This window comes from Nisaea denitrificans DSM 18348 (assembly GCF_000426505.1).
Lineage (GTDB): Bacteria > Pseudomonadota > Alphaproteobacteria > Thalassobaculales > Thalassobaculaceae > Nisaea > Nisaea denitrificans.
In genome coordinates this window covers 1,574,509-1,594,834 of the sequence record NZ_AUFM01000011.1, presented here as the reverse complement: position 1 = coordinate 1,594,834, position 20,326 = coordinate 1,574,509, and the positions used below count along the sequence as shown (strand labels likewise).

Genomic DNA, 20,326 nt, shown 5'->3' with positions numbered 1-20,326 from the left:
TTGTCAGGTTCGAGGACAGATCATGATCCGAATATTTTCACCGACGGGCTCTTATCGGCTCGTTGTTTTGCCGGCCCTTCTCAGTCTTTCTCTTGGCGGCGTTGCCGCTGCGCAGGACAGCTCCAGCGCAACGGTCCTCAAACCTATTGTCGTTCTTGAGAATCAAGAGGATACGACCGGTTCCGCGGCGGACACGAACAACCCGCCGACCGTGACCGGCTCCAAGGTTCCCGTTTTTGCGACCGAGGTTCCCCAATCGCTGTCGATCCTGGGCGAGGACGATCTGAAACGCTTCAACGCGGATCGTGTCAGCGAAACGCTGCGCTATACGGCCGGCGTCACCAGCGACGTGTTCGGCGACGATAATGATTACGACTGGCTGCGCGTTCGCGGGTTCCAGGCTGACCAAACCGGTATCTTCCTCGATAACGCACAGAACCTGGCCTTTGCCTTCGGCTCCTTCTATACGGACCCGTATGCTCTTGAGCGTATCGAAGTGTTGCGTGGCCCGTCCTCGGCGCTTTATGGCGGCTCCAATCCGGGCGGCATCCTGAACTATGTCTCGAAGCGTCCGGGCGATCGGGTCCGGGAGGTGATCCTTGGTATCGATGACGCGCCCGCCGGCTCCGTCGCATTCGATTATGGCGATCCGCTCGGCGACGGGCAGGCTTATCGCGTGGTCGGCCGCTTCAAGGGCGGTGACATGTATGACGATTTCAACTCCGGCCTGCGCGGCACACTGGCACCGTCCTACAAGTTCAGGACAACTTCCGGCACCGAAGTGACGCTGCTGGCCAATGCGCATCTCGCCGAGGAACAGCATAACGGCAGCACCTTCCTGCCCTATGCCGGCACGGTCCAGCCGACGGTGGAATTCGGCTATATCGACCCTGATGCGAACTTCTCCGACTCCGACTGGGACAAGTATTCCCGCGAGCAGTTCTCGGCCTCCGGTATCGTCGAGCATACCTTTGATAACGGCTTTACCCTGACCGGCATCGGCCGGGGCGGTGTCGCCAGTGTCGAGGAGCGCTACTGGTACCCGTTCGGATATGCCGGTTACGCGACTACACCGAGCGACTCAGATGGCACGCTCAGCATGTTGGCTTTCGAACATGACACGCTGGTCCGGACTGCCCAGACCGATATCCGTTATTACGGCATCGTGGAGACTGGCGAAGTCAGCCACGACCTGCTGTTCGGCCTTGATGCGCGGCATTACTGGCTCGACGAGACGCAGGCCGTTGGCTACGGCACCAACCAGGTGGTCAACCCGTCCAACCCGGGCACGCCGACGCTGAACCCGCCATATCAGGACTCAACCACCACCCAGGCGCAGCTCGGTCTCTATATCCAGGATCAGCTCCGTTTTGGCGACGGCTGGATCCTTACCGGCAACCTGCGTCATGATTTCGCCGATACGGAGCAGGACGGGGCCGCCGGCTTCTCCCGCAATGACAGCGAGACATCCTATCGCGGCGCGGTTGCCTATGAATTCTCCAATGGCGTGACGCCCTATGTCACCTATTCGACTTTCTTCAACCCGCTGATCACGTCGCCTGCTAACGGCGTGACGAAGCCGGAGAGCGGCGAGCAGGTCGAGCTGGGCCTGAAATGGGCTCCGCATGGCGGCAACTTCTATGTGACCGCAGCCGTGTTCCAGATCGACCAGGAAAATGTCGTGACAGGTGCGTTCCCGAACTTCGATCAATTCGGCGAAGCACGGTCGCGCGGGTTCGAGCTGGAAGGCGCCTACAGCTTTGGCAACGGTCTGTCCGTTGCTGGTGCGGCAACGCTGCTCGACGTTGAAGTCACGGAGGATGCGGATGCCTCGCTTATCGGCAAGACTCCGACACTGGTGCCGGAGAACGAAGTCGCGCTGCGGGCGGAATATGAGTTCCAGGATCTGGTCGACGGCCTGACCGTCGGTGCCGGGGTCCGGCGCCGGGGCGAAAGCTACGCGAACAGCTCCAATACCCTGAAAGTGAAGTCCTCGACGATTTTCGATCTTTATGGCGGGTATGAAATTCGCGAGGGCCTGGCTCTGAACCTCGCGGCGACGAACATCGCCGACAAGCGCTACGTCACGGGCTGTCAGACGGAATATGTCTGCTCCTACGGCTCAGGCCGGGAGATCAAACTGACACTGACCGCGAACTGGTGATATCCCGCCATCGACTATGATGGCTTGAGAATGCCTTTGAGGAATGGGCCGGGTCAGTTTCTGATCCGGCCTATTCTTTATGGAGAAGGCTTACTGGCTGCGACCGGCCAGCGCGGTGAGAATGCCGCGATAGGGAAGCAACAGGCTGTTCTCGTCGAGAGCCGAGGGATGGTTCCAGGTGGCGACCACGCAGCGTACGATCCCGTCCGCCCCGACAACCCGACTGGACAGATTGAGCACTCCGGTCTCCGAGCCGCCCTTATAGGAGAAGTCCCGCCACTGACCCGGATCGACTGGACCGGGATTGATACTCCCGCTCGGCAGCGCGGAGGTCTCCTCCAGCAACGTGCAAAGTTCCGTAGCGGTGAAGAACCACTCGACGGCTTGAAAGGTCGGCTCTGGTGCGAGTGCCTGGGCGGATGGCAGAGGCATATCCGCGACCCGCTCCAGAATAAGCCTGCGTGCTGCCTCATCCGCACCCGCCCATTCAAGGCGCAGCGCGGCATGGTCCCAACTCTTCAGGGTGAACAGCTCGCGTGTGTTCAGGAACGGGCTGTTTCGGGGCGAGACTGCCTCTACAGCATCCCGCCCGACCAGACGGATTAAGGCGTCGGTCGCGGTATTGTCGCTGATCGACATCATGAAATGCGCCAGCGAGCCGAGCGTAAGGGGCGTGCCGTCTGGCCAGTCCTGAAGCGATCCGCTGGGCAGGGATTTCCATTCGGGCCGCAGTTCCATGACGTCGGACCATTGCTTCTCGCCATTGCGGACAGCGAGAGACAGAGCTTTCAGTATCGCGAGTTTCGCCGCGGACCCGACTGCGAGAGCCGCGTCCGCGTTATGAGATATCAACGGCTTCCCGTCTTCGAGAACAAGCAGCGAGACCACACCCGGCAGGCCGGTGATGGCTGCCGCATGCTCCTCGATCGATCCAGACGGCACCGGAGCGCCGAACCAGAGACCGGCGATACGGCCTTCCTGATCGAGAACGATCCGGGCGGGGATATCCGCACCCTCGAAATCAAGCCGGTACCCGTCGCCATCCGGTTGGACCGTGCCAAGCGCACCATAGCTCTGACGCAGCTGGGAAAGAATCTGTCCGATTTTTGAGGCAGGGACCTGAGCGAGAAAAGCTGGTGAGAAGCGTGCATCGTCCAGCTGCTCAGCTTCGAACAGCGCCCTCAGGGTTGCGTCTGGTGTCATGCTTTCCGCGCCGGTGACGGATGGGATGTCAGAGGAGAGTAGCAGTAGAAATCCGGCCAGGGCAGACGCGGAAGAGAAGTGCCGGGTACGCCTGAACATCCGTGAGCGAAGAGTCATCCCGCTTTCATGGTGAATTCAAGCCCGTGCATGTTGCCGATATAGAAACCGGGCTTGGTCATCCTGAACTGGATCACCGCCGGGCCTATCATGATGTCGGCCCGGTCGCGGCCGAGACGGACCACCTTGCCTTGCTCGGTCTTGTCCGTATCGGTGCAGGTTACCGAAACAATGTCATCCAGACGCATGTCGCATCCTCCGTTCCATGTGTGGAACAGAATGACACATCCTGTGTTTCGGTTTTGTGGAGTTTTTCGCTCGCGCGAATGGACTTCTTAGTCGAGGTCCATTTCCAGGATAGTCATATGGAAATCATAGGAAACATCGCCCTCTTCATCATCCTTGAAGATGACACCGATGAATTCCCCATCGAGGCTGACCTCGGCCGAATCGTCTTTATTCGGGCGGCCTTCGATGCTGATGCCGTGGTTGCCGAAGGTCTGGCGCAGGTAGCGCTGAACTTTTTCGATTTCGCTCTTTTGCACGGGTGTTCCCCTTGTTCGTTTGAGCGGACGGGAATAACCGAACCATGCCGATGGTTCAAGGCGTTCCGGTAAAACAGCTTGCCGCAGTTTTCCGTCGCCGCCTATCTTCCGCTGATGACCAAGCGCGAGACTATCATTATTGACTGCGATCCGGGAATTGACGATGCGGTGGCTTTGCTGCTCGCTTTCGCCAGTCCGGAAGAGCTCGATATCAAGGCTGTCACCACGGTTGCGGGCAATGTGCCGCTGCACCGGACGGAGGCGAATGCCCGGCGTATCCGCGATCTTGCCGGGCGCGGTGAGGTGCCGATCCATGCCGGTTGCCCGCGCCCGCTGATCAAGGCGCTGAAGACGGCGGATGAGATCCACGGCAAGACCGGACTCGATGGCAGCGACCTTCCCGATGCAGCCTCTAACCTTGCGCCGGGACATGGTGCTGACGTGCTGCGCCGAGAGATTTCCGGCGCGCCGGGCGGTATCACGCTGCTGCCGGTGGGGCCGCTGACGAATGTCGCGCATGCCTTGGCGGCACGTCCTGAATTCGCTCAGGAAGTCTCGAATATCGTGGTGATGGGCGGCTCAACCGGACCCGGTAACGTTACGCCCCATGCTGAGTTCAATTTCCATGTGGATCCGCACGCAGCCCATATTGTGTTCGAGAGCGGGGCGCCGATTGTCATGCATGGCCTTAACGTCACCCACCAGGTGCGGGCGAAACCGGACTGGATCGAGGCATTGCGGGCGCTCGACACGACAGTCGGCCATACGACGGCAGGCATGCTGACATTCTATGATTCCGACAACGACCCGGCGCTGCATGACGTGCTGACGGTTGGCTACATGCTCTGGCCGGAACTGTTCTCTGGTGAAGCGCGCCGTGTGGATATCGTCACAGAAGGCGAGGAGGCCGGTCGCAGCATCGTCCGCGATGCGGGTGATGGCACACCGAACGCGACCGTGATGCTGGATGTCGATGCGGATGAGTTCCTCGCCCGCTTGCTCAACCGCCTCTCGCGTTATTCCTGATGTCTTCGGGAAAGCCAAAGGCCGGCAAAGGGGCGACCGCCAGCGGCAGGCCTGCACTGGCCCAGGACCCGCATGCGGTCAAGGAGCCGAAGGAAAACAATCTGGAGCAGGCGATCGGACGTGAAGTGCGGGAATTCCGAAAGGCGCTCGGCATCACCGTCGCGGATCTCGCCACTGCCACGGGTCTTTCGGTCGGCATGCTGTCGAAGATCGAGAATGGCGCTATCTCTCCGTCCCTGACCACGCTGCAGGCCGTTGCCCGCGCGCTCGGCGTGCCGATCACCGATCTGTTCAAACGGTTCGAGGAGCCGCGCAACGCGGTCTTCGTGAAAGCGGGCGAGGGGGTTCAGGTCGAGCGGCGGGGCACCCGGGCCGGGCACCAGTACAATCTGCTCGGCTATCTTGAAGGCAATACCAGCGGCGTTCTGGTCGAGCCCTACGTGATCAGCCTGACCGAGGATTCCGACATCTTCCCCGCCTTCCAGCATCAGGGCACCGAGCTGATCTACATGCTGGAGGGCGAGGTGCTGTACCGGCATGGGGACGAGACCTACCGGATGCTGCCGGGGGACAGCCTGTTCTTTGATGCGGATGCCCCGCACGGGCCGGAAGAGCTGATCACCCGGCCGATCCGCTATCTCTCGATCATTGCCTATCCCCAGCGCGGGTCGCAGGATTGAACAAATTATTCTTTAGGGGAAACTATTATTCTTCGTAATTGAGTTTCGGAAGGTGGGCTGCTAACGTCCGTCAGAACTTGATACGGAGGGTTGCCGGCCATGTGCGGCATCGTTGGATTGTTCCTGAAGGACAAGGCGCTGGAGCCACGGCTCGGCGCGCTTCTGTCGGATATGCTGATCACCATGACGGATCGCGGTCCGGACAGTGCCGGTATTGCGATCTATGGTCCGAGCGAAGCGGGTGCCGGAAAGATCACGGTGCAGTCCGCCGATCCCGCCTCGGACTTCAAAGGCCTCAAGGCTGCGCTTGCTAAGAAGCTGGGCGTTGCCGTCTCGGTGTCCGTCCGGGCGACTCATGCCGTGATAGCGGTTGATGTCGCCAAACTGGATGAGACGCGGACAGTCCTGAAGGAACTCCGCCCGGGCGTCACCGTGATGGGCAGCGGCGAGAGTGTCGAGATCTACAAGGAAGTCGGATTGCCGCAGGACGTGGCGGAACGCTTCAAGATCGGCGCAATGGGCGGCACGCACGGTATCGGCCATACGAGAATGGCGACCGAGTCCGCCGTGACGACCTTCGGCGCGCATCCGTTCTCCACCGGGCCGGACCAGTGTCTGGTCCATAACGGCTCGCTCTCCAACCACAATAATCTGCGGCGGGAGTTGGTCCGCAACGGGCTCAGCTTCGAGACCGAGAACGATACGGAGGTTGCCGCCGCCTATCTCTCCCACAAGCTGGCGACCGGTAGCAATCTGGGCGCGGCGCTGGAAAGCGGGTTGAGCGATCTCGACGGCTTCTACACTTTCGTCGTCGGCACCAAGTCCGGCTTCGGCGTGCTGCGCGATCCGATTGCCTGCAAGCCGGCGGTGATGGCCGAGACGGACGAATATGTCGCCTTCGGGTCCGAATATCGGGCGCTGGTCAACCTGCCGGGTATCGAGACTGCCCGGGTCTGGGAGCCCGAGCCCGCAACCGTCTATTTCTGGGAGCATTGAGCGATGCCGACCTTTGATCTGGCGTCGGTTCCCCTGCGGGACCTGAACCAGGCGCTCCATGCCGTCGGGGCAGGCGCGAACGAGACCGAGTTCGAAGTGATCAACCCGCGCGGCGCCCATGCCGTGGCTGTAGGGATCGATGCGCCGGTGCGCGTCGATGTGCACGGCAGTGTCGGTTACTACTGCGCCGGGATGAATGCCGAGGCGACCGTCACCGTGCATGGCAGCGTCGGCCCGGGTGTGGCGGAGAACATGATGTCCGGCACCGTCGTGGTGAAGGGCGATGCCAGCCAGTATGCCGGTGCCACGGGCCATGGCGGCCTGCTGGTGATCGAGGGCAATGCCTCCTCGCGCTGTGGCATTTCCATGAAGGGCATCGATATCGTCGTGAAGGGCAACATTGGCCACATGTCTGCCTTCATGGCGCAGGCCGGAAACCTCGTCGTGCTTGGCGATGCCGGCGATGCGCTCGGCGACTCGCTGTATGAAGCGAAGCTGTTCGTACGTGGTGAGGTGAAGAGTCTTGGCGCCGATTGCGTGAAGAAGAAGATGCGGCCGAAGCATCTTGCGCTGCTGGCGGACCTGCTGGCTAAGGCCGGTGTCACGGATGCGAAGCCGGAGGAGTTCACCCGCTATGGCTCCGCCCGCGCGCTCTATCATTTCAACATCGACAATGTCGACGCGTATTGAGGCCGGACAGATGACCTATAAAAATCCCCCGACCGCGCCGCGCCAGTCCGCCACCTTCGACGAATACACGTTGTCGGAAATCCGCCGCGCCGCCGCAACCGGCATCTACGACATCCGTGGTGCCGGTGCGAAGCGCAAGGTGCCCCATTTCGACGATCTGCTGTTCCTTGGTGCCTCGATCTCCCGCTATCCGCTGGAGGGCTATCGGGAGGCATGTGGCACCAATGTGGTGCTTGGCGCGCGGCACGCGAAGAAGCCGATCGAGCTGAAGATCCCGATCACCATCGCGGGTATGAGCTTCGGCTCGCTCTCCGGTCCCGCCAAGGAGGCATTGGGACGCGGTGCCACGCTCGCCGGGACCTCCACGACCACTGGCGATGGCGGCATGACCGAGGAGGAGCGTGGGCATTCCGAGATCCTCGTCTACCAATACCTGCCGTCCCGATATGGTATGAACCCGCACGATCTGCGCCGGGCCGACGCCATCGAGGTGGTGGTCGGGCAGGGCGCCAAGCCGGGCGGAGGCGGTATGCTGCTGGGCCAGAAAATCTCCGACCGGGTGGCGGAGATGCGCACCCTGCCGCCGGGTATCGACCAACGCTCCGCCTGCCGTCATCCGGACTGGACCGGGCCGGACGATCTGGAAATCAAGATTCAGGAATTGCGCGAGATCACCGACTGGGAAAAGCCGATCTATGTGAAAGTCGGCGGCGCGCGGCCCTATTACGACACCGCGCTGGCGGTGAAGTCCGGTGCCGACGTGGTCGTGCTGGACGGTATGCAGGGCGGCACGGCGGCGACACAGGAAGTCTTTATCGAGAATGTCGGTCTGCCGACGCTTGCCTGCATCCGGCCCGCCGTACAGGCGCTGCAGGATCTCGGCATGCACCGCAAGGTCCAGTTGGTCATTTCCGGCGGGGTGCGGAACGGCGCCGACGTCGCCAAGGCACTGGCGCTTGGTGCGGATGCGGTTTCCATAGGCACGGCCGCGCTGGTTGCCATCGGCGACAACGATCCGCGCTGGGAGAAGGAATACCAGGCCCTCGGCACGACTGCCGGTGCCTATGATGACTGGCACGAGGGCCGCGATCCGGCTGGTATCTCTACCCAGGACCCGGAGCTGATGAAGCGGGTCGACCCGGTTGCGGCCGGGCGCAGGCTGGCGAATTATCTGAAGGTGATGACGCTGGAAGCGCAGACCATCGCGCGGGCCTGCGGCAAGAACCATGTGCATAATCTTGAGCCGGAAGATCTTTGTGCGTTGAGCATCGAGGCGTCGGCCATGGCGGGGGTGCCGCTCGCCGGGACGGACTGGATACCGGGCAAGACCGGACTTTAAGACAGGGACAGACAGGGCGGTGTGCAGCACCGTTTACCGGAGACAGGAGGTTTCATGACGAAGGATCTCGCGGCTTTCGCGAAAGAGAAGGGGGTCAAGTATTTCATGATCTCCTTTACCGACCTGTTCGGTGCCCAGCGCGCCAAGCTGGTTCCGGCCCAGGCTATTGCGGACATGCAGTCAGAAGGTGCGGGCTTCGCAGGTTTCGCGGCCTGGCTGGACATGACGCCGGCCCACCCGGATTTGTTTGCGGTGCCGGACGCCTCGACGGCGATCCAGCTTCCCTGGCGGAAGGACGTGGCCTGGGTCGCGGGCGATTGCGTGATGGAGGACAAGCCGGTCGAACAGGCGCCGCGCAACACGCTGAAGCGGATGGTCGATCTGGCCGCCGGGCAGGGACTGCGCGTGAAAACCGGGATCGAGGCCGAATATTTCCTGATCCTGCCGGACGGTACGGAGATTTCCGATCCGTTCGATACCGCCGAGAAGCCCTGTTACGACCAGCAGGCGGTGATGCGCCGCTATGATGTGATCTCCGAGATTTGCGACTACATGCTGGAGCTCGGCTGGGGGCCGTACCAGAACGATCATGAGGACGCGAACGGCCAGTTCGAAATGAACTGGGAATTCGACGACGCCCTGAAGACGGCGGACAAACATTCCTTCTTCAAGTTCATGGTCAAGTCCGTGGCCGAGAAACACGGCCTGCGCGCGACCTTCATGCCGAAGCCGTTCAAGCACCTGACCGGCAATGGCTGCCATTGCCATGTCTCGGTCTGGGACAAGAAAGGCAAGGAGAACGCGTTCGCCGACAAGAAGGACGAACTCGGTCTCTCGAAAGAGGGAATGCACTTCCTCGGCGGCATCATGAAACATGCCCAGGGCATGACGGCGATCACCAATCCAACAGTGAACTCCTACAAGCGCATCAATGCGGCGGGTACGCTCTCCGGTGCGACATGGGCGCCGAACTCGGTCACCTGGTCCGGTAACAACCGCACCCATATGGTACGCGTGCCGGGGCCGGGCCGCTTCGAGTTGCGCCTGCCTGACGGAGCCACGAACCCGTATCTGTTGCAGGCGGTCGTCATCGCTGCCGGTCTCGACGGCCTGAAAACCAAAGCCGATCCGGGCAAGCGCCATGATAACGACATGTATGCCCAGCCCGAACTCTCCGCCGATGCAGCCCGCCTGCCGCTGAACATGCTGGATGCGTTGCGGACATTCGATGCGGATACAAGGCTGAAAGAGATCCTTGGCGAGGAATTCTCGGCCGCTTTCCTGAAGTTGAAATTGAGCGAATGGAATTCCTACACATCGCACCTCACCGAATGGGAGCGCGAAACCACGCTCGACATTTGAGAACCCGGGTGCCCTGATAGACGTTCGCTCAGCCGGATAGGGGACCCGCGATGACAAAATTGAACGAACTGACTGCGTCCGAAGCCGTCCGGGTTCTGGCGGCGGGGGAAGCCTCGGCCGAAGATATAATGCGCGCCTGCCTGGACCGCGTTAGCGCACGCGATGACACGGTCCGGGCCTGGGCTTTCCTCGATCCGGAGCTGGCGCTCGCCAACGCGCGCGCCGCGGACAGGCATCGCAAGGCAGGCAACGCGCTCGGCCCTCTGCACGGTGTGCCGGTGGGCATCAAGGACATCATCGAGACCGCGGACATGCCGACCGAGAACGGCTCCGACCTCTTCCGGGGACAGCGGACCGGGCGCGACGCCGATTGCGTTGCCCGGCTGCGCAATGCCGGCGCGGTGATCATGGGCAAGACGGTGACGACGGAGCTCGCGAACACCAACCCGAGCAAGACCCGCAATCCGCATAATCCGGAACACTCGCCGGGAGGGTCCTCCGCGGGCTCCGGAGCGGCGGTCGCCGATTTCCAGGTCCCATTGGCCCTCGGGACCCAGACCGGCGGTTCGGTGATCCGGCCCGGCTCGTTCAATGGCATCCATGCCCTGAAGCCGTCTCTCGGGCTGATCCAGCGCGAGGGCGTCCTTATGCAGTCGCATACGCTCGACACGGTCGGCGTCTACGGCCGTTCCGTGGAGGATCTTGCACTGATTGCGGGCAGTCTCTCCGCTTACGATGCCGCCGACTCTTTCAGCTTTGGCGGCCGACGCCCGGATCTCGTCGCGGAGTCCAGGCTCGAAACCCCGGCGCCGAGATTTGCCTTCCTCGAGACCCCGGCCTGGCCGGAGGCCGACGCGGGTGCGCGCGAGGCCATCGAGCGCGTGGTAGACGGACTGGGCGCTCGTTGCGTCCGGGAGAACCTGCCGTCTCCCTTCGATCGCATTCTCGACTTTCACGCCACGGTCATGGCCGCGGAAATGGTGCCCTATTATGGCCCCCTCATCGACGCCAGTCCTGACAAGGCCAGCGACATGGTAAAGGCACGCCTCGCCACGGCCCGCAAGGTCGCCGCCGGTGATTACGTGGAGGCGGTGCTGGCGCGCGGGCCGATAAACGACTCGCTGATCTCGCTGCTGGATCGCTACGACGCGGTGCTCTGCCTGCCGGCGACCGGTCCGGCGCCGCACGGTTTCGCCACCACAGGATCGGCCGTGTTCAACGGTCTCTGGACCTATCTCGGCGTGCCTTGCGTGACCCTGCCGAGATTGAGCGTCGACGGTTTGCCGCTCGGTGTTCAGCTCGTCGGCAAGCCGGGCGACGACGGTAAACTGCTGCGCACAGCCCGCTGGTTGGATCAGGAGCTGGCCGGTTAGTCGAAAGTTTTTACTCGACTGCCTGTGCCTTCGCCGCAAGCCGCGCCCGTCTTTGCCGGAACGCCTCGCGCTGGGCGATATAGAGTGTGCTGGCGACGATCAGACCGGCGCCGATGATTGTGCGTTCGTCCGGGACCTCCGCGAACACGATATAGCCGGCACCGGCGATGGTGATCAGGCGGAGATACTGGAACACCGAAATCGCGCTGGCTTCACCGATGGCGTAGGCCTTAATGTCGAAATAGACACGCGCCGTGGCGCCGATGCTGAGCACGATCAGCACGATCCAGAGCGACTGGTCCGGCCAGACCCAGTGAGACAGCGCGGGCGGGGCGCTGGCCAGCGTGCTCATCACCATGAAATAGATCATCAGTGTGCCGGGCGGGTCGTCCTTGGAGAGGACCTTGCCCTGGATCAGCAGAACGGCGAACAGGACGGCACTGATCAGCGCCGAGAGCATGGCGAACTCGATTGTGTCCAGGGTCGGGTTCACCACAACGACAATGCCGGCGAAGCCGACCAGGGTGGCGCCCCAGCGGTGAATGCCAACCTTCTCGCCGAGCATTGGCCCGGCCAGCGCCGTCATGAACAACGGGGTTGAGAAGAACAGAACCGAGGCCGTGGTGATCGGCAGGTTACTGAGAGCATAAAAGCCCGCATTCATCGAGATGGCGCCGATGGCGCCGCGCACCAGATGCATTTTCCATCGGCGGCTGAACAGCAGGCGCTTGCCGTAGCCGATGACGAAAGGCGCCGTCATGGCCAGCGACAGCACGCAGCGGACGAATACGATCTGCGTGGAGGAGAGACCGTCGGAGGCCATCTTGACCCCGACGGTCATCACTGTCGCCGCCAGACAGGAGGCGAGGATCCACAGCGCTCCCTGGAGATTGTTGGAGAGCGCTGCTTTTGGCATGGATCAAACGAGTCCTTCGAGGCCACCGTCGACGGCGAGCGCCTGGCCTGTGATATGGGCGCCGGCTTTCGAGCAGAGGAACAGGATCATGGAGGCGATATCGTCCGCCGTGACGAAGGTCTTGAGAGAGGCGATCGACGCCAACTCGTCCCGCATCGCATTCTCGGAGACCTTCTTTGCCGCGGCCTTCGCCTTGATCACCCGATCGATCCGGGCACCTTCGACCGCGCCCGGGTGAACGGTGTTGCAGCGGATCCGGTCGGTCCCGAGTTCGATGGCAATCGTCCGGGTGAATCCGACGATGCCCCATTTCGCGGCGGAATAGGGGCTGCGCATCGGGAAGCCGAATTTACCGGCGGCCGAGGAGAGATTGACGATGGAGCCGCCCCCCGCCTCACGCAGATAGGGCACGGCCATCTGGGTCATCAGGAAGGTGCAGGTGAGGTTGATGTCGATGCAGGACTCCCAGTCCTCCAGGTCGACATCTTCGACCGGTCCGGTCGGCCCTGCGGTGCCGGCATTGTTCACCAGGATGTCGAGCCCGCCGAGATCATCGATCGCGGCATTGAACATTTTTTTCAGCGCCTCTTTGTCGGAGACGTCCGTCAGGGTGCCGTTCAGATTCGGAACCTTGTCCCGTGCGTCTTCAAGCTGGTCCTGATCGATATCGCAGATAAACACTTTGGCGCCGGCTTCGCTGAACAGTTCGGCAGTGCGGCGGCCAATGCCCCCGGCGCCCGCCGTGATCAGTGCGCGCTTGCCCGTTAGGTCGAGCTTCATGGTTTCCCCCAATTTTCAGATTTTCGGTGGTCTGGAAAAGTGACTATAGCGGGATTGCTGCAGTGCGGCAGCAGGGAAAACGGCGCGGGATTCATTCCAGGGAGGAGAAAAACTAGACTATTTTTCGAACCGGCTCTTCGCTTTGTCGCGGGCCTGTTCCTTGTTCTCGCTGCCATAGACCAGGCCGGCGATAACGAAGGCGAGGGAAAGGCCGAGGGCGGACATCGTGGCGCCGAAGCCCCAGAGCGGGCCGTATTCGCGGCCGATGAAGACAATGCCGTACCAGAAGGAGAAAAATGAGGCGACGGCGGCCATCAAGAGGAAGCCGATGCGGATGCAGAGTCCGCCGATGCGGTTGGCCGACATCAGCTCTCGGAAGGCGGCGCTGGTTTCGGCATCACGGATTGCCTTAGTGATGTCCTTGCGGGCGCGCTTGGTCCAGTCACCGACACGCATCCCGGTCTTGCCGTCGGTCCGGCCGGGATTGAGGATCACCTCTTTCAGGTCGTCGACGATCTCTTTCGCCCGCTCTTCCGCAGGGCGCCGTTTCAGGCTGGGAAATGCCGAGTCGTTGTCGCGGTCCTTTTTGTCGTCAGAAGAGGCATCGCGTGTCAGATCGAACACGGAGGGTGTACGGTCGTCGGCCATCAGGCTGGCGGCTCCTCTGAAACTGTTCATCGCATAAACCTCACGCGCATCCCTGCGCGACCATTTCATGCAAGTAACGGTTCAGGGTCGTCGTTGCAACAGGCTCGGCAGGATCGAACAACAGGGTAAGGGCAGCCGTTTCAGGATCATAGCGCCGGACGGAGATCTTGGCGTTGAACAGCGCGCCGGGACCGGCGGTCGGCACCAGCACGCGGAGTTCCGCCCGGTCGTCCGGCTTCAGGTTGCCGTAATAGCCGACAATCTTGATTCCGTGCGCATTCCAGTCGTCGATCGTGTAGGGGGTCGATCCGACCACGGCCGTCATCGGGGCTGTTGCGCGTGGTGCACGGCGGCGCTCATTTGCCAGTGACTGCTCGGCAGGCTGGGCGGTGGACTGCGACATCTGCGGCCTCGTTTCTGTCATTCGCGGTTTTCTTGGCGGTCCCGGCCCTTCTGTTCCGGCCCGCGGTGGATGCCAGAAATGTAAGCAACCTGCGTGCCATTTTTTCGGCCGTCGCGACAATTCCTTAAAATAGTTTGAGTTTTGTTGTTTTTTGTAAGGACGGGTGCGTGGCCTGGCCCGGTTCGGCAAGTTCTGCCGGACTGAAACTGCCGGACCGGCTTCGCGTGCCTAGCTATGCCGGGCAATGACCTGATCACGGGCGGGCCAGGCTGGCCGGGTTGCGATATCTTTCGAGGCGCAGGCGCTGCAGCGCATCCGGGTGCCGATTTCCGGCACGGGATAATCCGGGCCGAGCTGCGAGATCAGCATGGCCGTGGCCGCTTCGGCATTGTGACCGCAGCGGTTGCACCAGCAGAACACGCCGATCCCCGCGCGAGCGAGATCAGCGAGAGTAGCGGGTCGGCTGCGCTGTTCGTCCCGCTGCAGGGCCCTGTCTTTGAAACGTCCCATCCGTTGTGTCCATGTTGGAAATCAGAATGAGAACATAACAAGAACATTTATGGCGAACAAGCGGATGACGAGATCTTGCAGACTACGTTCCGGTGACGATTAGCGTCGTGGCCAGGCAGGCTCCGCCGTGCCGATGGGGCCGGCCGGGATATCCCAGGAAACCGGCACGCCTGCGACCGTGACTGCGGAGGCCAGGCGGCGTGCAGGGCCCCAATGGGTCTCTTCGATAGCCGGGGCGAGGTCGGCTTCCGTTTCCGGAGCGAATTCCGGCATATCCGTGCTCTGCCTTTGGCTTTCGAGCAGAACGGCAGTGCGGGCGAGGGAGGTGCGGAAGTGACTGCCGTCTCCGCTCCTGATGCGCTCGGCAAGACCGCTCACGGCCGCTGTCGCGACGATAAAACCGGTCGCGTAATCCAGTGCCTGGACGGGAAGCGGTGTCGGCTTGTCCTTGCCGTAATGAAGCATGCCGGTCTCGGCGATGCCGCTGCTCATCTGCACGATGCTGTCGAAGCCGCGCCGCCCGGCCCACGGCCCCGTCCAGCCATAGGCACAAAGCGCGACATCAACCAGCCCGGGATTGAGAGACCGGCGTACGGACGCGCCGAGGCCGAGACCTTCGAGCGCATCCCCGCGATAGCCATGCACCATGACATCGGCTTCCGCGATCAGTTCCTTCAGGCGCTGTCTGTCCGCTTCCTTGCGCAGGTCGAGAACGGCGGACCGTTTGCCGAGGGTCATTTCCTCCGCCAGCGCCTCAACCCAGAGATCGGTCGGCGGGTCGATCCGGAGAACGTCGGCCCCGTATCCGGCAAGAAAACGCGTAGCGGTCGGCCCGGCCAGCACCCGGGTCAGGTCGAGCACCCGGATACCGTCCAGCGGGCGGGCGCGGTTTATTGCCCAATTTGCGGGGGAGGGTCCGGAGAAGGCCTCGTGATAGAGCAACGGCTCGGAGGCGACTGCCTTGCCCTGCGGATGGGCGGCCCAGGCGGCGCTGGAGCGCAACTCGCCGGCGCAGCCGCCCGCTGCGACAACAGCGTCTTCAAGTTCCGCTGCATTCCATTCTGCTACGGCCTGCGCGACGTCGGCCCGTTCGGTCTTGCTGCTGTTTGGCACCGAAAGGACTGAAAGGGCCGCCTTGCGATGGTGCGGCGCATTGGTGTGGAGACGGATCCAGCCGTCCTTCGTTGCGTAATCTCCGGCCACGGCATCCCATTGTGCGGGCAAATCCCAACCGTCTGGCCGCAGCGAGCTTTTGTACCAGAAAGAGGCGAGTCGGCGGTCCACATCGACAGCGGGGGGGTGGTCATGCCGTGCGGCGATCAGATCGGCAATGGCCTGCCCGGCGGCAGCGAAGGAAGCGGCGGCCAGGTCTGTCACGGCATAGGCGGACGGCAAGGCGCCGGCCCCGGTGACGGTTGGCGCCGAATGATCGGACAGCCGAGCGGCTTTCCGGATGTCGGAGAGAAAGGCATCAAATGGGGGCATGATTTCAACCGGTGACGAGGCGGGGCAGTTTTTCAAATTTAGAGATAACGTCTACCAAAGATGGTGAAGACGCGATCTTTTTGTAACCCGATACCAGCTCAAAGGTCGGCTGACGCTGGCCTTTGCGTTGATTCTTGGAGATCGAGAACAGCGGCAGCTCGTGGCTGTGCCGGAAAATCGAGAAGGCGGCGCCATCGTCGGAATGGTCGATTGCATAGTCGCGCCATTCGCCGGAGATAACCCGGCTTGAGTAAAGTGCGAGGAGCTGGCCGAGTTCTTTTTTTGTGAAGAAGGGACCGCGTTGCGGCGACCGGCTTTTCTTGAGCCGAATCAAATCCGCCATGAGCTGATCACCGTTGGATTTGTTGCCGTTTCATGAAAGACAGTTTTCCCGAAAAATCGCCCGGCGTAAAGGCCACGATACAGGAAAGCAGGGAGACCGTCAGAGCGGTTTGATTTCGGCGGGCGCGCCATGTAGGTTGCGCTCTTCCGCCTGATGCCGGAGGCGCTGAGTGCTGTCCGGAACCAAGGCGGTGAGACTTGTCCGCCGGCCCATTCGTTCGAGCGAGCGAGCGGAGGCGGCGCATCGCAACGGAGATACGCGTGGCAGACATTTTTCGCGAGATTGACGAAGAACTCCAGCAGGAGAAGGCGGCCAAGCTCTGGAAGCGGTATGGCCCCTATGTCATCGCGCTTGCGGTCCTGGTTATAGCGGCAGTTGCCGGATACCGTTTCTGGCAGTCCTACGAGGTAGATCAGCGCGCGGCACAGTCCGCTCGTTATGAAGCTGCTGCAAGAGCTGTCGGTGAAGATCCCTCGGCGGCGGCGGCCGGGTTCGGCGCGCTCGCCGGGGACAGCAATGCCGGTTACGCGGCTCTTGCGACCCTGCGTCAGGCTGCTGCCTCGATCGAGGCTGGCGATACCGAAGGCGGGGTGCTGATTTACAAGAAACTGATGGACGATCAGAGCGCGCCCGCGCTGCTCCGCGATCTGGCCCGTCTGCTTTCCATCTCGCATCGGATCGATAGTGGTGATCCGGCGGTCCTCTCCCGGGAAGTTTCGGCGCTCGCCAACACCACTGGCCCCTGGCGCTCGCTGGCTCGCGAGACTGAAGCGATGATTGCGCTGAAGGCTGGTGACAAGGCGAAGGCCCTTGAAATTCTGCAGACGCTCAACGCCGATGCGGCGATACCACGGCAGCAGCGGGCCCGGATAACGGAACTGATCAGCGCCATCGGCGCCGAGTGAGCGGGAGCGTTCCATGAGTGGCATGCGTTCCTGGCGGGCCCTAGGCCTGGCATTCTTTGCGGCAACTCTCCTGCAGGGCTGTAGCGCTGACTCCCTGTTCTTCGGAGAGGAAGAGGATGGTCCGCCGCTGGAAGGCGAGCGGCTGCCGATCCTCGCGCTTGAGAAGAGTCTGACCGCAGACCCGAATCTTGCGGGATTGAAGATCGTTCTGCCGCGACCGTTCGAGAACAAGGACTGGCCGCAGCCGGGCGGCAACGCAGTGCATGCCATGCAGCATCTGGCGGCCGGAGATGTCCTGAAACGCGCCTGGTCGACCAGTATCGGCAGTGGCTCGGGCGATGACACCCAGCTAATCGCGAGCCCGATCGCCGTCGATGGTCTGATTTACACGATGGATAGTGAAGGAGAAATCTCCGCGCTCTCCGTGGCGAATGGCGACCGGGTTTGGTCCGCTGAAACGCGCCCTGACGACGAGGATGAAACCATCTTCCCGGGCGCGATCTCTGCCGGTGACGGCAAGCTGGTCGCGGCGACCGGATATGGCGAGGTGATCGCTTTCGATCTGAAGGATGGATCGGAAGTTTGGCGCACACGGCTGCCTGGACCGGTTCGCGCTGCGCCGACCGTGGTTGACGGCCGGATCTTGGTCAGCATTCTCGGAAACCAGTCCTTCTCGCTCGATCTCAGGGACGGAAACCGGATCTGGTCCCATACCGGAATCTCAGAAGAGTCCGCGCTGCTTGGTATTGCCAGTCCGGCAGTGAGCGGCGGCTCGGCTATCATTCCCTATTCATCCGGCGAGATTTTCGTTCTCCGGGTCGAGAACGGCCGCCTGATCTGGAATGACAATCTAAGTTCGGCCAGGAGCCGCAACGCGGTTTCCCGGCTTTCGGACATTCGCGGTAATCCGGTTGTGGATGACGGCCTCGTTATCGCCATCAGCCAGGCTGGGCGCCTGTTGGCGACGGACTTGAAGTCCGGCCGTCGGGTCTGGGAAGCACGCGTCGGCGGCAATCAGACTCCCTGGGTTGCCGGTGACTATATCTTCGTGGTGTCGGATCTCGGTGAGGTGCTGGCCATGACCAAGCGTCGCGGCCAGATCCGCTGGATCCAGCAATTGCCGGTATTCGAGAATCCCGAAGATAAGGAAGGCATCATCACCTATGCCGGGCCGGTGCTTGTCAGCGACCGTCTGCTGGTGGGAGCTTCGACCGGGGATGTCTATGCGATTTCGCCCTATACGGGGGATATTCTGGGTAAAATTGACATCGGGTCGCCGGTTTTCCTGCCGCCTATCGTCGCGGGAGGAACTGTGTTCTTCCTGACCGATAACGGCGATCTTGAGGCTTACCGCTAGAACCTTTGCCTGGTGGGGCGGGGTTCCCGCATGGCGGCTATGCCGCAAGAATGCTTGATCTGAGGCGTGTCTGCGGACTACGGAACAGCCATGAGTTTTACAGTCGCCATCATCGGTCGGCCTAATGTCGGCAAATCGACCATCTTCAACCGGCTCATCGGCAAGCGTCTCGCTATTGTCGACGATCAGCCGGGGGTTACCCGCGACCGTCGCGAGGGCGAGGGACGGGTCGGTGACCTGACCTTCCGCCTGTTCGATACGGCAGGTCTGGAAGACGCCGATAACGAAAGCCTTGAGGGCCGTATGCGGCAACAGACGGAGGCGGCTGTTGCCGAAGCGGACGCCGTTCTGTTCGTGATCGACGCCCGTGCCGGTGTTACTCCGCTGGACGATCACTTCGCCCGCTGGCTCCGCCGCGAGAAGCAGAAGGTCATCCTTGTCGCCAATAAATGCGAGGGCAAGGCGGGTAAGCCGGGCCTTTACGAGTCCTTCGGGCTCGGTCTTGGCGATCCGGTGCCGCTTTCCGCCGAACATGGCGAGGGGCTGAGTGAGCTCTACGATGCGCTCACCGCCTTCGCGCCGGAGAGTGCGCATGACGACTACAGCGATCTCGACGATGACGGAGAGAACGCTGACGATATCGTTGAGGAAGCCCCCGACGGGGCTGTGACCTGGCGCGATGCCAAGGCTCCGGACACGATCCGGTTGGCGATTGTCGGCCGACCGAATGTCGGAAAATCGACCTTTGTGAACGCCTTGCTCGGCGAGGATCGCATGCTTACCGGCCCCGAGGCCGGGATCACCCGGGACGCCATCGAGAGCGACTGGGAGTTCGAGGGCCAGCCGTTCAAGCTGTTCGATACGGCCGGTCTGCGCCGCCGTTCGAAAGTGACCAAGCGGCTTGAATATCTCTCCGGTGAGGATACCCGCCGGGCTATCCAGTTCGCCCATGTCGTGGTGCTGATGCTAGATGCCAGCACCATGCTGGAAAAGCAGGACCTGACCATCGCCCGCATGGTGGTCGAGGAGGGCCGGGCCCTCGTCATTGCCGCCAACAAGTGGGACATTGTCGAGAATCGCGAGAAGGCCCTTGGTCAACTTCGTGACCGGCTGCAAACGTCGCTGCCGCAGGTGAAGGGTATCCCCTATATCACCATCTCCGCCGAACGTGGCCGTAACCTCGACAAGTTGCTGCATTCCATCGTTGAGACCTACGACACCTGGAACCGCCGGGTGTCGACCTCGCGCCTGAACCGCTGGCTCGCGGACATGACGGCTCAGCATTCGCCGCCGCTGGCCAAGGGGCGCCGGATCAAGCTGCGCTACATGACGCAGATCAAGACCCGTCCGCCGACCTTCGCTGCGTTTGTCAGCCAACCGACGGAGCTGCCGGAAGCCTATACGCGGTATCTGGTGAACGGCCTGCGTGAGAGCTTCCAGCTCACGGCGGTGCCGATCCGGTTCTATCTGCGCGGCAGCAAGAACCCATACGTCAACGACGACTAAGCACCTGATTCCAGAGTGGACTTGGCAATCGGTGGGGA

21 protein-coding genes are annotated in these 20,326 nt (G+C 62.0%); 11 read left to right on the top strand and 10 right to left on the bottom strand.

Annotated features, from left to right (window positions below; all coding sequences use genetic code 11):
* Positions 1–22: 22 nt before the first annotated feature.
* A complete protein-coding gene (locus K328_RS0108500) occupies positions 23–2,164 on the top strand; it encodes a TonB-dependent siderophore receptor (RefSeq protein ID WP_051284655.1) in 2,142 nt (713 codons plus the stop codon).
* 90 nt (positions 2,165–2,254) lie between these two features.
* Here K328_RS0108500 and K328_RS0108495 read toward each other — a convergent pair whose 3' ends face one another.
* The 3 genes from K328_RS0108495 to K328_RS0108485 form a co-directional block, all read right to left on the bottom strand.
* Entirely contained in the window at positions 2,255–3,367 is a 1,113-nt protein-coding gene (locus K328_RS0108495) for a serine hydrolase (RefSeq protein WP_051284654.1), read from the bottom strand.
* A gap of 113 nt (positions 3,368–3,480) precedes the next feature.
* Complete coding sequence (locus K328_RS0108490) at positions 3,481–3,672, bottom strand: hypothetical protein (RefSeq protein WP_028465618.1); 192 nt, start codon at positions 3,670–3,672, stop codon at positions 3,481–3,483.
* An 87-nt stretch (positions 3,673–3,759) separates the two neighbouring features.
* Entirely contained in the window at positions 3,760–3,969 is a 210-nt protein-coding gene (locus K328_RS0108485) for a DUF3126 family protein (protein WP_028465617.1), read from the bottom strand.
* Between the two features lie 78 nt (positions 3,970–4,047).
* On the opposite strand from K328_RS0108485, the gene K328_RS0108480 reads away from it, so the two are divergent.
* From K328_RS0108480 to K328_RS0108450, 7 genes are all read left to right on the top strand, one after another.
* Positions 4,048–4,995: a nucleoside hydrolase gene (locus tag K328_RS0108480; RefSeq protein WP_051284653.1), complete on the top strand. Its 948-nt coding sequence runs from the start codon at positions 4,048–4,050 to the stop codon at positions 4,993–4,995.
* Positions 4,995–5,675, top strand: coding sequence for a helix-turn-helix domain-containing protein (locus K328_RS0108475; protein WP_028465615.1), 681 nt, complete (start codon positions 4,995–4,997; stop codon positions 5,673–5,675). Before K328_RS0108480 ends, K328_RS0108475 begins: the two co-directional genes overlap by 1 nt.
* Positions 5,676–5,774: 99 nt before the next feature.
* Complete coding sequence (locus tag K328_RS26620) at positions 5,775–6,671, top strand: class II glutamine amidotransferase (protein WP_028465614.1); 897 nt, start codon at positions 5,775–5,777, stop codon at positions 6,669–6,671.
* 3 nt (positions 6,672–6,674) lie between these two features.
* The gene (locus K328_RS26615) at positions 6,675–7,361 is read left to right on the top strand and encodes a GltB/FmdC/FwdC-like GXGXG domain-containing protein (protein ID WP_028465613.1); all 687 of its coding nucleotides are present in this window, start codon (positions 6,675–6,677) and stop codon (positions 7,359–7,361) included.
* 10 nt (positions 7,362–7,371) lie between these two features.
* Complete coding sequence (locus K328_RS0108460) at positions 7,372–8,700, top strand: FMN-binding glutamate synthase family protein (protein WP_028465612.1); 1,329 nt, start codon at positions 7,372–7,374, stop codon at positions 8,698–8,700.
* A gap of 54 nt (positions 8,701–8,754) precedes the next feature.
* Positions 8,755–10,062 carry a type III glutamate--ammonia ligase gene (gene glnT / locus K328_RS0108455; RefSeq protein WP_028465611.1) on the top strand — a complete coding sequence of 436 codons (1,308 nt, stop codon included), beginning with the start codon at positions 8,755–8,757 and terminating at the stop codon, positions 10,060–10,062.
* Between the two features lie 50 nt (positions 10,063–10,112).
* Positions 10,113–11,435, top strand: a complete 1,323-nt coding sequence (locus K328_RS0108450) for an amidase (RefSeq protein ID WP_028465610.1) — start codon at positions 10,113–10,115, stop codon at positions 11,433–11,435.
* Positions 11,436–11,445: 10 nt separating this feature from the next.
* Here the strand turns inward: K328_RS0108450 and K328_RS0108445 are convergent, their stop codons facing one another.
* From K328_RS0108445 to K328_RS0108415, 7 genes are all read right to left on the bottom strand, one after another.
* Positions 11,446–12,351 carry a DMT family transporter gene (locus tag K328_RS0108445; protein WP_028465609.1) on the bottom strand — a complete coding sequence of 302 codons (906 nt, stop codon included), beginning with the start codon at positions 12,349–12,351 and terminating at the stop codon, positions 11,446–11,448.
* Between the two features lie 3 nt (positions 12,352–12,354).
* Positions 12,355–13,131 (bottom strand): SDR family oxidoreductase, encoded by a 777-nt coding sequence (locus K328_RS0108440; protein ID WP_028465608.1) that lies wholly within the window; start codon positions 13,129–13,131, stop codon positions 12,355–12,357.
* A 117-nt stretch (positions 13,132–13,248) separates the two neighbouring features.
* Complete coding sequence (locus K328_RS0108435; RefSeq protein WP_028465607.1) at positions 13,249–13,809, bottom strand: hypothetical protein; 561 nt, start codon at positions 13,807–13,809, stop codon at positions 13,249–13,251.
* Positions 13,810–13,819: 10 nt separating this feature from the next.
* On the bottom strand, positions 13,820–14,182 hold the full coding sequence (locus K328_RS0108430) for a hypothetical protein (protein WP_156901203.1): 363 nt from the start codon (positions 14,180–14,182) through the stop codon (positions 13,820–13,822).
* Between the two features lie 228 nt (positions 14,183–14,410).
* Positions 14,411–14,692: a hypothetical protein gene (locus K328_RS0108425; protein ID WP_028465605.1), complete on the bottom strand. Its 282-nt coding sequence runs from the start codon at positions 14,690–14,692 to the stop codon at positions 14,411–14,413.
* Between the two features lie 99 nt (positions 14,693–14,791).
* The gene (locus tag K328_RS0108420; protein WP_036553256.1) at positions 14,792–16,177 is read right to left on the bottom strand and encodes a CoA transferase; all 1,386 of its coding nucleotides are present in this window, start codon (positions 16,175–16,177) and stop codon (positions 14,792–14,794) included.
* Between the two features lie 4 nt (positions 16,178–16,181).
* The gene (locus tag K328_RS0108415; protein ID WP_028465603.1) at positions 16,182–16,520 is read right to left on the bottom strand and encodes a DUF2794 domain-containing protein; all 339 of its coding nucleotides are present in this window, start codon (positions 16,518–16,520) and stop codon (positions 16,182–16,184) included.
* A 260-nt stretch (positions 16,521–16,780) separates the two neighbouring features.
* Between K328_RS0108415 and K328_RS23105 the strand changes: the two genes are divergently transcribed.
* The 3 genes from K328_RS23105 (at position 16,781) to der (ending at position 20,288) form a co-directional block, all read left to right on the top strand.
* The gene (locus tag K328_RS23105; RefSeq protein ID WP_051284652.1) at positions 16,781–17,425 is read left to right on the top strand and encodes a tetratricopeptide repeat protein; all 645 of its coding nucleotides are present in this window, start codon (positions 16,781–16,783) and stop codon (positions 17,423–17,425) included.
* Positions 17,426–17,438: 13 nt separating this feature from the next.
* Entirely contained in the window at positions 17,439–18,782 is a 1,344-nt protein-coding gene (locus tag K328_RS0108405) for an outer membrane protein assembly factor BamB family protein (protein WP_051284651.1), read from the top strand.
* 90 nt (positions 18,783–18,872) lie between these two features.
* Positions 18,873–20,288, top strand: coding sequence for a ribosome biogenesis GTPase Der (gene der / locus K328_RS0108400; RefSeq protein ID WP_028465601.1), 1,416 nt, complete (start codon positions 18,873–18,875; stop codon positions 20,286–20,288).
* The last annotated feature ends 38 nt before the right edge of the window (positions 20,289–20,326 follow it).

Excerpts from the sequence above, each read along its gene's own strand:
- K328_RS0108500 (WP_051284655.1), top strand. The coding sequence starts at position 23 with ATGATCCGAATATTTTCACCGACGGGCTCTTATCGGCTCGTTGTTTTG.
- K328_RS0108495 (WP_051284654.1), bottom strand. The coding sequence starts at position 3,367 with ATGACACCAGACGCAACCCTGAGGGCGCTGTTCGAAGCTGAGCAGCTG.
- K328_RS0108490 (WP_028465618.1), bottom strand. The coding sequence starts at position 3,672 with ATGCGTCTGGATGACATTGTTTCGGTAACCTGCACCGATACGGACAAG.
- K328_RS0108475 (WP_028465615.1), top strand. The coding sequence starts at position 4,995 with ATGTCTTCGGGAAAGCCAAAGGCCGGCAAAGGGGCGACCGCCAGCGGC.
- K328_RS26620 (WP_028465614.1), top strand. The coding sequence starts at position 5,775 with ATGTGCGGCATCGTTGGATTGTTCCTGAAGGACAAGGCGCTGGAGCCA.
- K328_RS26615 (WP_028465613.1), top strand. The coding sequence starts at position 6,675 with ATGCCGACCTTTGATCTGGCGTCGGTTCCCCTGCGGGACCTGAACCAG.
- K328_RS0108460 (WP_028465612.1), top strand. The coding sequence starts at position 7,372 with ATGACCTATAAAAATCCCCCGACCGCGCCGCGCCAGTCCGCCACCTTC.
- glnT (WP_028465611.1), top strand. The coding sequence starts at position 8,755 with ATGACGAAGGATCTCGCGGCTTTCGCGAAAGAGAAGGGGGTCAAGTAT.
- K328_RS0108450 (WP_028465610.1), top strand. The coding sequence starts at position 10,113 with ATGACAAAATTGAACGAACTGACTGCGTCCGAAGCCGTCCGGGTTCTG.
- K328_RS0108445 (WP_028465609.1), bottom strand. The coding sequence starts at position 12,351 with ATGCCAAAAGCAGCGCTCTCCAACAATCTCCAGGGAGCGCTGTGGATC.
- K328_RS0108440 (WP_028465608.1), bottom strand. The coding sequence starts at position 13,131 with ATGAAGCTCGACCTAACGGGCAAGCGCGCACTGATCACGGCGGGCGCC.
- K328_RS0108435 (WP_028465607.1), bottom strand. The coding sequence starts at position 13,809 with ATGAACAGTTTCAGAGGAGCCGCCAGCCTGATGGCCGACGACCGTACA.
- K328_RS0108430 (WP_156901203.1), bottom strand. The coding sequence starts at position 14,182 with ATGTCGCAGTCCACCGCCCAGCCTGCCGAGCAGTCACTGGCAAATGAG.
- K328_RS0108425 (WP_028465605.1), bottom strand. The coding sequence starts at position 14,692 with ATGGGACGTTTCAAAGACAGGGCCCTGCAGCGGGACGAACAGCGCAGC.
- K328_RS0108420 (WP_036553256.1), bottom strand. The coding sequence starts at position 16,177 with ATGCCCCCATTTGATGCCTTTCTCTCCGACATCCGGAAAGCCGCTCGG.
- K328_RS0108415 (WP_028465603.1), bottom strand. The coding sequence starts at position 16,520 with ATGGCGGATTTGATTCGGCTCAAGAAAAGCCGGTCGCCGCAACGCGGT.
- K328_RS0108405 (WP_051284651.1), top strand. The coding sequence starts at position 17,439 with ATGAGTGGCATGCGTTCCTGGCGGGCCCTAGGCCTGGCATTCTTTGCG.
- der (WP_028465601.1), top strand. The coding sequence starts at position 18,873 with ATGAGTTTTACAGTCGCCATCATCGGTCGGCCTAATGTCGGCAAATCG.